The 12,405-nt window shown below is 33.3% G+C and carries 12 protein-coding genes; 9 read left to right on the top strand and 3 right to left on the bottom strand.

Annotated elements, in window-relative coordinates:
• Positions 1-31: 31 nt before the first annotated feature.
• From dnaG to ACT53I_RS02505, 5 genes are all read left to right on the top strand, one after another.
• A complete protein-coding gene (gene dnaG / locus ACT53I_RS02525) occupies positions 32-1,948 on the top strand; it encodes a DNA primase (RefSeq protein ID WP_476078287.1) in 1,917 nt (638 codons plus the stop codon).
• A gap of 72 nt (positions 1,949-2,020) precedes the next feature.
• Positions 2,021-2,695: an ATP-dependent Clp endopeptidase proteolytic subunit ClpP gene (gene clpP, locus ACT53I_RS02520; protein ID WP_069798035.1), complete on the top strand. Its 675-nt coding sequence runs from the start codon at positions 2,021-2,023 to the stop codon at positions 2,693-2,695.
• Positions 2,696-2,941: 246 nt separating this feature from the next.
• The gene (locus ACT53I_RS02515) at positions 2,942-3,178 is read left to right on the top strand and encodes a hypothetical protein (RefSeq protein WP_476078286.1); all 237 of its coding nucleotides are present in this window, start codon (positions 2,942-2,944) and stop codon (positions 3,176-3,178) included.
• Between the two features lie 115 nt (positions 3,179-3,293).
• Positions 3,294-4,763 (top strand): M28 family metallopeptidase, encoded by a 1,470-nt coding sequence (locus tag ACT53I_RS02510; protein ID WP_476078285.1) that lies wholly within the window; start codon positions 3,294-3,296, stop codon positions 4,761-4,763.
• 62 nt (positions 4,764-4,825) lie between these two features.
• Positions 4,826-5,215, top strand: a complete 390-nt coding sequence (locus ACT53I_RS02505; protein WP_213195645.1) for a four helix bundle protein — start codon at positions 4,826-4,828, stop codon at positions 5,213-5,215.
• Positions 5,216-5,244: 29 nt separating this feature from the next.
• Here the strand turns inward: ACT53I_RS02505 and folP are convergent, their stop codons facing one another.
• Positions 5,245-6,090: a dihydropteroate synthase gene (gene folP / locus ACT53I_RS02500; RefSeq protein ID WP_476078284.1), complete on the bottom strand. Its 846-nt coding sequence runs from the start codon at positions 6,088-6,090 to the stop codon at positions 5,245-5,247.
• Between the two features lie 68 nt (positions 6,091-6,158).
• On the opposite strand from folP, the gene ACT53I_RS02495 reads away from it, so the two are divergent.
• The 4 genes from ACT53I_RS02495 (at position 6,159) to ACT53I_RS02480 (ending at position 9,825) form a co-directional block, all read left to right on the top strand.
• Entirely contained in the window at positions 6,159-7,163 is a 1,005-nt protein-coding gene (locus ACT53I_RS02495; protein ID WP_476078283.1) for a glycosyltransferase family 2 protein, read from the top strand.
• 68 nt (positions 7,164-7,231) lie between these two features.
• Entirely contained in the window at positions 7,232-8,230 is a 999-nt protein-coding gene (locus ACT53I_RS02490) for an adenosine deaminase (RefSeq protein WP_476078282.1), read from the top strand.
• Between the two features lie 97 nt (positions 8,231-8,327).
• Entirely contained in the window at positions 8,328-9,083 is a 756-nt protein-coding gene (locus ACT53I_RS02485) for a class I SAM-dependent DNA methyltransferase (RefSeq protein ID WP_476078281.1), read from the top strand.
• 49 nt (positions 9,084-9,132) lie between these two features.
• Complete coding sequence (locus ACT53I_RS02480; RefSeq protein WP_104792412.1) at positions 9,133-9,825, top strand: ZIP family metal transporter; 693 nt, start codon at positions 9,133-9,135, stop codon at positions 9,823-9,825.
• A 73-nt stretch (positions 9,826-9,898) separates the two neighbouring features.
• Here ACT53I_RS02480 and ACT53I_RS02475 read toward each other — a convergent pair whose 3' ends face one another.
• Both ACT53I_RS02475 and ACT53I_RS02470 read right to left on the bottom strand, forming a co-directional pair.
• Positions 9,899-11,290 (bottom strand): OmpP1/FadL family transporter, encoded by a 1,392-nt coding sequence (locus tag ACT53I_RS02475; protein ID WP_476078280.1) that lies wholly within the window; start codon positions 11,288-11,290, stop codon positions 9,899-9,901.
• A gap of 29 nt (positions 11,291-11,319) precedes the next feature.
• A complete protein-coding gene (locus tag ACT53I_RS02470; RefSeq protein WP_476078279.1) occupies positions 11,320-12,285 on the bottom strand; it encodes a hypothetical protein in 966 nt (321 codons plus the stop codon).
• Positions 12,286-12,405 lie beyond the last annotated feature (120 nt).

Genomic DNA, 12,405 nt, shown 5'->3' with positions numbered 1-12,405 from the left:
AAAGCTTAACTTATTTTTGTAATTTTACAAAATGATTTCTCAGAAGACCATAGATAAAATTTTCTCTACGATTCGAGTAGAAGAAATTATCGGTGAATATGTTCAGTTAAAACGTGCAGGCACTAATTTCAAGGGCTTGAGTCCGTTTCATGAAGAAAAAACGCCGAGTTTCGTGGTTTCTCCCAGCAAACAAATTTGGAAGGACTTCTCCTCTGGAAAAGGTGGAACTGCCATCACTTTCCTTATGGAAATCGAAGGATTTACCTATCCTGAAGCGCTGAGACATGCTGCCAAAAAGTACGGCATAGAAATAGAAGAAGACCAGGTAGAATATTCTGAAGAGCAGAAAAAAGCTCAATCCGAAAGAGAAATTCTTTACAAAGTTCATGAAGTTGCCAATACTTTTTTCCAAGAAAACCTTTGGGAAACCGAAGAAGGAAAAACCATTGCACTCTCTTATTTCAAGGAACGTGAACTGCATGATGATATCATCAAAAAATTTCAATTAGGCTATTCTCCTGAAAAGAAAAATGCTTTTACAGAATACGCTTTAGCAAAAGGTTATGAAAAAGAAATTTTAGAAAAATCTGGAATTTCTATTTTCCCAGAAAATTCACCATCAGGAATTGACAGATTCCGCGAACGTGTGATTTTCCCTATTCATAGTTTTTCGGGAAGAGTTTTAGGTTTCGGAGCGAGAATTCTGAAATCAAATGTAAAAATTGCCAAATATCTCAATTCGCCAGAAACCGAAATTTACCATAAATCTAATGTTCTCTATGGCTTAAACCAAAGTAAACAAGCCATTTCCAGAGAAAATTTATGTTTATTGGTAGAAGGTTATATGGATGTGATTTCGCTTCACCAAAGCGGAATTGAAAACGTAGTAGCAAGTTCGGGAACTGCGCTTACAACGGAACAAATTAAACTCATCAAACGTCTCACCGAAAACGTAACCATACTTTTTGACGGCGATGCTGCAGGAATTAAAGCCAGTTTCAGAAGTATAGACATGTTGCTTTCTGAAGGAATGAATATTCGTGTGGTATTATTTCCTGATGGCGATGACCCTGATAGTTTTGCTAGAAAAAATCCTAGAGATTTTGTAGAAGATTTCATTAAAAATCAAGCGAAAGATTTCATTGATTTCAAAGCCGAAATTCTTTTAAAAGAAGCCAATAACGATCCTATCAAAAAAGCGGAAGCGATTAGAGACATAGTAAAATCTATTGGTTTCGTTTCTAATGCTTTAAAACAAGAGGTTTACCTAAAACAAGTTTCTACCCAATTCGGACTTTCGGAGCAATCACTTTTTAACGAACTTGGCGTTCAGAAACAAGTGGTTCAACAGCAAAAGCCTGCCGAAAAAAGAGAAGCAAACGTTGTAAAACTTGAAAAAGTTCAAGAATTTACAGAAACCATCAATCCTCTTTTGGTTTTAGAAGAAAAATTGGTAGAACTCATGTTGAAATTTGGTCAATTTAAACTGTTCAGAAAAACGCCAGACAACGAAAATTACGAAACCACAGTTATTGAAGAAATCATCAATCATTTAGAAGAGGACCAATATCAACCGATTTCTCCTTTGAATCAAAGAATTATTGAAGAAATAAAAGCAGGAATTCAGCAAAATGAACTTCGCTCCAGTGATTTCTTTAAAACTTTCATGGATGAAGAAGTGGTGACAAAAACTGCAGATGCATTAATTAACGCTCATGAAACCAGCAATTGGGAAAAACACAATATCTACTTCAGCAAAGAAGAAGAATTGGTAGACAAAATCGTAAAAGATGTCATTATAAGACATAAAAGAGAATTTGTGGTAAAAATCATTAACGATTTAAAAAAACAAATTTCAGATGAAAATTCAGAAGAAACCTATCTAAAAATTATCAACCTCACAAAACTCAAAAATAAAATAGACGAAAATTTATTTAGAATTTTGTGACACTTTGGCTAAATTTGTAAAAAAGGAATAGACTTTGCCTGTAACTCATCATAATGAATCAAAACATTACACATGGATATTAAAAAAGAATTCAGAGATTTCTCTGTAAAACATTTAGGAAATAGCGGATTAGCAACTGACCAATACATGGGAATTTTTAACCCAACCAATCTTACACCTTACATCATGGAAGAACGTAGAATGAACGTAGCTCAAATGGACGTTTTCTCTCGTCTCATGATGGATAGAATCATCTTCTTAGGAACTGGGATTGATGACCAAGTTGCCAATATTGTAACCGCTCAGTTATTATTTTTAGAAAGTTCAGACCCTTCTAAAGACATTCAGATTTACATCAACTCTCCTGGTGGAAGCGTTTACGCGGGTTTAGGAATTTATGACACCATGCAAATCATCAAACCAGATGTAGCTACTATTTGTACAGGTATGGCTGCAAGTATGGGCGCTGTTTTATTAGTTGCTGGTGAAAAAGGAAAACGTTCTGCGCTTAAACATTCTAGAGTGATGATTCACCAGCCAAGTGGTGGCGCTCAAGGTGTGGCAAGTGATATGGAAATCAACCTAAGAGAGATGCTAAAGCTTAAAAAAGAGTTGTATGACATTATTTCTGCACATTCTGGACAGTCTTACGAATGGGTAGAAAAAGCATCAGACCGTGATTATTGGATGACTTCTTACGAAGCCAAAGAATACGGAATGGTAGACGAAGTTTTAGAGAAAAAATAAAATTTTCTAGAAATTTTTAAAAATATAGAGAACGTGCTTTTTAGTGCGTTCTTTTTATTTTTTTATGCCAATTTTTGCAAATTATCCATCGCAAAATCCATTTCAAAAATTTGCAAAACCAGGCTGTCCGTTGCAATTCCTCGTCTCGTCTTTCAGACGAGACTGCGGGATTTACACTGCCATCCTTATTGCGAGACTTCGTTACAAATTCACTATTTTTACCAAAAATTTAAGATTTTACCCAAAATGAAAGTTATCCAAATAAAAACCAAAGATTTTTTTGAATTTATAAAACTGAAAGACACTTCTATGTGGGAAATTTTCTCCCAAATGATAGACGGAGAAGAAAAAGAAATCATCTTTTTAGACGAAGACGAAAAAATACTTTTCAATTACATTCTTCCCCCAAATTTAGAAAAATTAGAAGAAGACCGAAAAACCTTTGCTAAAGAATACGCAGATAAAATCTCTAATTTGAATTAAAAAGATAGCGCTCCTACGGAGCGCCCTTTTTTTACCATTTATTTTCTACACATATATCATTCCTACGGAATGTAAATTCAAAATTAATTCTCTAAATTCGTGAAAACTTTCGGTTATGAATTTAAAAAAATTCTTTCTAGTATTAAGTATTCTATCGCTTAATCTTTTCAACGCTCAATCTTACAAAAAACCTTTGGTTTCTGCTATTACAGAAAAAGATTTAAAAACTGATATGTACCAAATGGCGGCAGACCAATTTTGGGGAAGAGAAGCAGGAACTTTAGACGAACTGAAAGTTTCGATGTGGTTTGCAGATAAAATGAAAGCTGCAGGAATGAAACCAGCAGGTGATAACGGAACTTTTTTCCAGTTTTTTGACATGTATCGTCATCAGGTTTCACCGCAGAGTTCTGTAAAAATTGGAGACAAAAACCTCAAAATTTGGAAAGATATTTTGGTGCAAGATGTTACCGATAATAATTTTACCGCTCCAGTTTTGTATTTAGGAAAAATAGAACCTCAAGATTTGGCCTCTAAAAATATTGCAGGAAAGGTAGTAGCTCTGAAAGCTTCAGACCTCAACGTATCTAAAGAAATGACTCTTTTTGAAAGAAGATATCCTGGTTTCATCAGAACTAAATATTACAAAACCATTTCTCAACTTGGCGCAAAAGGAATTATCTTCATCACAGATGATATTTCAGATAAAAGTTGGGTAGAAGTTTTACCACAAATGACCAGAGGAACTTACGGTGTAGAAGGACTGAGAGAAAAAGTAGATGTAGGAATTCCCGTTTTTTGGATTAAACAAGAAAACGAAAATTGGGTGAAAAACAATCCTGAAATTTCTTTAAATATTCAAACCGAAACGTATAAATATCCATCCGTAAACATCATCGGAAAAATAGAAGGAACAGACCCTCAATTGAAAAAAGAATATGTTCTTTTGAGCGGCCATCAAGATCATGATGGCATTCGTCATCCTGTAAAAAATGACACGATTTACAATGGTGCAGATGATAATGCAAGTACTTGCGTAGCAATGTTGGCAATAGCAAGAGCTTATAGCAAACAGCCATCTAAACGCAGTATTTTATTCGTGATTCATGGCGCTGAAGAAAGAGGATTGCTAGGTTCTCGTTGGCATGCTGCACATCCAGTTGTCCCAAAAGAAAGTATTGTTGCTGTGCTAAACGGAGATATGATTGGAAGAAATGACAACAACGAAGCAGCACTTTTGGGTAGCGAAGCTCCTCATAAAAATTCTGAAGAATTGGTAAAAATGGCTCTTGACGCAAATAACGAAAGTACGAAATTCAAATTTTTGAAAGCTTGGGATTTGCCAGAACATCCAGAATATTTCTACTTTAGAAGCGATCATCTTCCTTATGCTAAAGCAGGAATTCCTGCACTATTTTTCACCAGCGTTCTCCACCATCAATACCACACTCCACAAGATGAATCAGAAAATATTAATTTCAAAAAATTATATAAAATGACGGAATGGATGTACAGAACTTCTTGGAAAGTAGCTAACGAACCAGAAAGACCAAAATTAATTCCAGATTTTAAATTAGAAAGATAATTTCTGAATGGGAGAGTTGTAGAGTGAGAGAGTTGTAGAGTTTCAAACTAAAGATAATTTTAATGGCAATTATTAAATATCACACTGATCTTATAGTCTATCAAAAGTCTTTTGAGGTTGCTATGGAAATTTATAAAATTTCTTTCCAATTTCCGAGTGAAGAAAAATATTCATTAACTGATCAAATTAGACGCTCTTCTCGTTCTGTTTCCGCAAATATTTCTGAAGCTTGGGGAAAAAGAAGATACCCTAAATCATTTGTCTCAAAATTAACAGATGCAGAAGGAGAAGCAAGAGAAACCCAAACTTGGTTAGAATTTTCTTATCAGTGTAATTATATTGAAGAAGAAAAGTTCAAATATTTTAATGAAAAGTATGATGAAATTATTGCATTGCTCATTTATATGATTAATAATGTAGAAAAATGGACAAATTTTAACTCAAAAGAATAAAAACTCTACAACTCTCCCATTCTACAACTCTACAACTCTCCCAATAAATTTTTCGTTTCAGCTACATCATGAACTCTCAAAATTTTTGCACCTTTTTCTAGAACTTTTCTGTGAAGCTTTTGAGTTTCTTCGCCAATTTCAAGTGGTTTTTTATTCAGCGGTTTATAAATGAAAGATTTTCTAGAAATCCCTATCAAAAGTGGAAATCTTCCAAAACCTAAATGCTCTACTTCTTCAATCATTTTATACTGATCTTCCACCGTTTTTCCAAAACCAAAACCTGGGTCTAAAATAATATCATGAATTCCCAATTTTTGTAACTGATTTACTTTTTCCGAAAAATAATAATTCACACTCATGGTAATATCATCGTAGTGAATTTTTTCGTGCATGGTAGCATAAGAAGTATTGCTGTGCATCAAAATATACGGAAGTCTAGTCTCGGCAACTGTTGGCAATAAATTTTCATCAAAATAGCCTCCAGAAATATCATTCACCACATCCATTCCTTCATTATAACCAAATTTTACCACTTCCGCATAAAAAGTATCAATAGAAATCAAAGCTTCTGGAAATTCTTTTTTAATTAAAGAAATAACATTACCAATTCTTCTTATTTCTTCTTCTGCAGAGAGATATTCCGCATTCGGACGAGTAGATTGTGCACCAATGTCTATAAAATCAGCTCCATCTTTAAGTAATTTTTCAGCATGAAGAAGTGCTGATTTTTCGTTATTAAACTTTCCACCATCCGAAAAAGAATCTGGAGTAAGATTAAGAATTCCCATAATTTTGGGAGTGTTTAAATTTACTAATCTACCATTGCAATTGATAGAAAAGTTAGTATGTTGAATGCTTGATGCAGGAATATTCATTTTGCAAATTTATAGAATTTCTTGGTCTAAATTTATTCAAATACGTTTGAAACCACTATTTTTGTTGAATGCAAAAAACCATTTCCATTGTAGTCGCAATTTTCAATAGAAAAGACGAATTATTCGAGCTTTTGAACTCTCTTATTGCTCAAACCGATAAAGATTTTGAAGTCATCATTGTAGATGATGGTTCGTTCGTAGATTTATTGCCTACTGTGGAAACTTTTAAAGAAATGTTGAATATTCAATATTTCAAAAAACAGAATTCTGGACCTGGTTTATCTAGAAATTACGGAGCAAATCGTGCCAAAAATGATTGGTTGGTTTTTGTAGATTCTGACGTCATTGTAGAAAAAGATTACATAGAAAACATAAAAAAAAATCTAGAAAAAACAGATTGTGCAGCCTTTGGTGGTGCAGATAAAGCACATAAAGGTTTCAATATTTTACAAAAAGCCATCTCCTACTCTATGACTTCGGTTTTCACAACTGGCGGAATTAGAGGAAGCAAAAAAGCAGTGACCAGATTTCAGCCAAGAAGCTTTAATATGGGCGTAAATAAAGAAATTTTCCTAAAAATTGGAGGTTTCTCTGAAATGCGAATCGGCGAAGATCCAGATTTATCGATGACCATTTGGGAAAACGGTTACCAAACTGCTTTCTTTGACGATATTGGCGTTTATCACAAACGCAGAACCGATTTAGGAAAATTCTCTAAACAAGTGTATCAATTTGGTTGTGCGAGACCTATTCTGAACCAGAGACATCCTGATTATGTGAAACCTACTTTTTGGTTTCCTACTTTGTTTTTATTGGGTTATGTTGCTGGAATTTTAGAATATTTCCTTTTACAAAAAGGTTTTGTTTTGGCATGTTACGGTTTTTATACTTTGGTCATTTTTCTACATGCTTTGTATTTGACTAAAAACATTGCTATTGCTGCACAAGCGATTATTACCACTTACATTCAGATGTTTTCTTACGGTTACGGATTTTTAGAATCTTGGGTTAAGCTCAATGTATTGAAAATGAAACCAGAAGATGCATTCCCGAAACATTTTCATCAAAAATGATTTTTGACACTTCTTCGGATTCTAAAATTTTTATCCCTACCTTTGATTCCCTTTTTAAAAATTAAAGTATGGATATTATCTCTTATATTAAAAAAGTTCCAAAAGCAGAATTACACTTGCATATCGAAGGAAGTTTCGAACCAGAATTGATGTTTGAAATCGCTCAAAGAAATCAGGTTAAAATTCCCTACAACAGTGTGGAAGAAGTAAAAAAAGCGTATCAATTTAACTGTCTTCAAGATTTTCTAGATATTTATTACGCAGGAGCAAGTGTTTTGCTCTACGAACAAGATTTCTATGATTTGACTATGGCTTATTTCAAGCATTGTGCAGAAGAAAACGTAGTGCATACCGAAATTATGTTTGATCCTCAAACCCATACCAAAAGAGGTGTTTCTTTTGAAACGGTAATTTCTGGAATTAAGAGAGCTCAAGATGATGCAGAGAAAAATTTCGGGATTACTTCTTATTTGATTATGAGCTATTTAAGACATTTATCAGAAGAAGACGCTTTCGAAACTTTAGAGCAATCATTGCCTTATAAACATTTGATTAAAGCGGTAGGATTAGATTCTTCGGAGAAAGGAAATCCACCTTCTAAATTTCAAAAAGTTTTTGCAGCTTCAGTGAAAGAAGGTTATAAAATTGTAGCTCATGCTGGTGAAGAAGGACCTGCAGAATATGTTTGGGAAGCGCTAGATTTATTAAAAATCGATAGAATAGACCACGGAAATAATAGTTTAACGGATGAAAAATTGGTGAATTATTTAGTGGAAAACAAAATGGCTTTAACGGTTTGTCCGCTTTCTAACACTGCTCTTCGAGTGGTAGATGATTTGAAACAGCATCCGATTAAAAAAATGCTTGATTTAGGAATAAAAGCTACGGTAAATTCTGATGATCCGGCTTATTTTGGAGGTTATATAACTAAAAATTACACCGAAATTATTGAAGCTCTAAGCTTATCATTAGAAGATGTAAAAACATTGGTCAGTAATTCATTTGAGTATTCATTCTTAGACGAAGAAACTAAAAAGAAATACTTGCAATTGGTTCATGAGAATTAAGAAAAATATTTCATAAAATCTGATATAAAAATTCCAGCGAAACTTTTCGTTGGATTTTTTTTCTAGTAAATGATAAAGTTTTTGATAAATTTGCAATATGAGTTGGTTCAAAGAATGGTTTAACACACCTTATTATCATATTCTCTACAAAGACAGAGATTTTGTAGAAGCAGAAAATTTCATTAGAAATCTTACCCAAGATTTACAACTTTCTAAAGATTCCAAAATCATTGATTTAGCTTGTGGCAAAGGCAGACATTCTGTTTTTTTGCAACAATTAGGCTATGGAGTTTTAGGAGTAGATTTGTCCGAGGAAAGCATAGAACACAATAAACAGTTTGAAACTTCGGCTGATGAAAGTCCAAAATTGGCGTTTAAAGTTCACGACATGAGATATGAACTTTACCCCAATGTTTCTTCTGAAAAAGTAAATGCAGTTTTCAATTTATTCACCAGTTTTGGGTATTTTGATGATGATGAAGATGACAGAAAAGTATTTTCTTCGGTGAAAAATGTTTTACAGAACGATGGAATTTTCGTTTTGGATTTTCTCAATGAAAAATTTGTAAAAAATACTTTGGTTGATGAAACTACTGTTACCAAAGATGGAATAGATTTTCTCATCAAAAAAAGAATAGAACAAAACCATATCATCAAAGATATTTTCTTTGAAGATAAAGGAGAGTCCTTTCATTATTTCGAAAAAGTAAAACTTCATACTTTAGAAGAAATAAAAAACATCGCCGAAAGTTTCGGTTTTGAAGCGGTAAAAATCTGGGGAAATTATCAGTTAGAAGATTTTGAAAGAGAAACTTCACCGAGATGTATTTTCCAGTTCAGAGTTAAAAATTAAAATTTATAAAAGCTGAAAGCGTTTTGCTGAAAGCCAAAAAGCAAAGAACATGATTATTATTCTATTGATCTTAAGCGTTATCATTGGTGTTTTTCTGGGGAAATATTTCGGAAAGAGCCAATCTTTTGCTAAAAATTTACTGATTCTAAGTGCTGGTTTTTTGATTACGGTTTGTGTAAGCGAAGTTTTTCCAGAAGTCTATGAAGCAGATGACCACAATATTGGAATTTGGATTATTGGTGGCGTTTTATTGCAAATGATTTTAGAAAGCCTTACCAAAGGTTTTGAACATGGGCATTTTCATCATCACCACGAAGAAAAAAATATTCTGCCTATTGCTTTGATGGCAGGAATGTTTGTTCATGCGTTTTTAGAAGGAATTCCTTTAGCCAATATTACAGATGTAACTTCTCCTTATTTATTGGGAATTGTGTTCCATAATTTACCAATTTCATTTATTCTCGGAACATTTTTATTGAGAGAAAAAAACAATATTTTTTCTTGGTTTATTATTGCCTTATTTGCATTGGCATCACCATTAGGAATGGTTTTTGGCGATTATTTTAATCCAGAATGGCAACCTTATTTCTTGGCATTAGTTGGCGGAATTTTCTTACATATCTCATCAGTAATTATTTTCGAAAGCAATAAAAATCACAAAATGGATTGGCAAAAACTTTTTTTAGTGATTGCTGGAGTTGGACTAGCTTTAGTAAATCATTTGTTTCACGCTCATCATTAAAAAATAGACTTCAAATAAAACAAAAACTCCCGAAATTTCGGGAGTTTTTTTTATGTTTTAAAAGGAAAGTTTTTTAGAATTTCCAGCCCAATGTAAGCGTTACATTGTTCTTAACATCTTCTAATTTAGAAGTAAATGTATTAGGATTATTCGTGAAGAATTCTACATCTCCGTTATTCGCTAAACTGTAATAATTACCATCTCCGTAAACATTGGTAGAATTGGTGGTAATTTTATTGTAAGCTGCATCAATATAGAATGATTTAAAATCAAATCCGAATCCTACCCCTAAAGTTTCTCTTTTTCCTACATACAAATCATCAAAATTTGCTCTCTTCTCAAATGGTGAATTAGAAATTCCGTAACCACCTCTTAATCTGAAGTTGTTATAACGGTATTCACCTCCTACTCTAAGTTCTGATAAGTTTTTGTACTCAGATTGGAAGAAATCATTCAGTTGAGTTTCTGCAGGACCTTGAACTTTATATTTTGGTTTTGTTAAACCTAGTGAATAGTCTACGTTTAGTGCGAAATTCTTATTCATTACAAAAGCTCCACTCAAAGTCGCTTTCATAGGAGAAGTGAATTTTCTGTCTTCATCATAATAATCAAAGTAATACCCTAAATTATCTTCGTTTACTTCGCTGTAGGTTCTGTATTGAGTCCACCAAGTTGGTGATTCAATAGACGCTCCTAATCGTATATTATTATTAATTTTTCCAATAATACCGGCAGAAACCGAGAATCCATTAGAATCTTCAGTATAAGGCGTTCCTTGTTTATTTAAAACGTAGCTGTTATTATTATCTACATCTAGTGAAAGCCTAGAAGAATCGTATTGCTCAATCGTAGCTCCTTTGAAATTAAGGGAACCTCCCACATAGAATTTATTATCATAATTTCCACCAAAAGCGATGTTCATGTTGGTAAGATTTCCGGTTCTGTCATAAGCATGACCTAGAGAAGTAAAAGTTCCTGTAACAGGATTTCCATTGGTATCAACCAAATTGCTATCTTGAAATTTATAGCTAGAATTCGCTGGTGTTTCTATGTATTCTTCTAAATTTTGATTAGTGTAATTCACTCCAAAATTTACAAATTTCCACGGTGTGTTTCCACTGGTTTCAAAAACGGCTACTCCACCTAATTGACCTATATCTGCATTGTTTAATTTATATGAGTTTGCAGCATTAGAAAAAGAAGATGTGGTTTTAGAATTATTAACCGCTAAAGTTCCACTGATATTTCCTGTGATGAAAACTCCTACACTTGCAGGATTGGTATTGATTGCAGAAAGATCTCCTCCTAAAGCACCCATAGAACCTGCCATTGCATTAAATTTAGCAGAGCCTGTTAATGGATTGGCTGAATAAACATCTACAGAATTTCTGATAATCGTTACATCTTGCGCTTGAAGATAAAATGCAGATGCAATACTTAATATTGTTAAAGATTTTTTAAACATTTTTTCAAAAAATTATAGTTTATTATTTCTTATCTAAAACCTCCTGATCTGAAACCTCCGCCAGAACTTGAGCTTCCGCTAGAATTAGATGAACCACCTGATCTGAAACCGCCGCCAGAATTAGAACTTCCTCCCCAGTCATTTCTTCTAGGCTCTTGTCTTGGAGCTTCGTATTGTCTTGGCTCTTGTCTTGGAGCACTTCTAAATCTTGAAGGATTAGAATTTTGCGGTGGTTGAGTCATATTTGGATTAGTATTTCTAGGTGGTGTAGTTCTAAATCCAGAGTTATTAGAATTATTGGTATTCATTCTATTGTTAAAACTTCTGTTATTAGAATTTTGGAAACCATTTCCTCTGGTAATGGCATCAGCTCCACTTCTTTTATAATTATTTCTTGGATAATAATAACCTCCATAATAGTAAGGATTATATCCATAGTAACCTCCATAATAAGGAGAATAATATCCATACCAAGGATTATAATAACCGTAACCTCCATAACCAAAGTAAGGATCCCAATAAGGATTCCAGCCCCAATTGTTCCAACCCCAGTTATTCCAACCGAAACCAATTCCTATATTCCAGCCATTTCCCCAACCGTAATAAGGCGAATAATATCCGTAAGGATTCCAACCCCAAGTATTATAATTATTATAATAGATGTTTTGTTCTGTTCCTGCGTAAGTTCCCCAGTCAGATTCTGTTCCGTTCCAAGTTTGATATTTGTTTTTTTGAGCCGCTTGATTTTGTTGATTTTGCTCTATAATACTAGCAGAATCAGACTCATAAGCATATACTTCATCCACTTGATTAGGTTCTGGCATTACAATACCTTCTGGTATCACATCTTTATTAGGGTCATAATACACCCCATCAGTTTCTGTGTAACCTCCCATTTGAGAGCCACATGAAACCAAAAGCAAACCAGCTGCAACCCCTAGAACACCTTTTGTTCTAAGAATTTCTGATAAGTTTTTATAAGTAGAATTTTTCATGATAGATGTAATTAAGTTTATTTATCTTTGCAAAATATTAATACCAAAATTATACCAATATACTCGGTATTTATATTTTTCATCAAAAATACAATATAACATTAGATATTCTCAAAATTA

The organism is Cloacibacterium sp. DMC96 (assembly GCF_056313765.1).
Note: the sequence above shows the minus strand (reverse complement) of the source record. Positions and strands in the feature narration are given on the sequence as shown.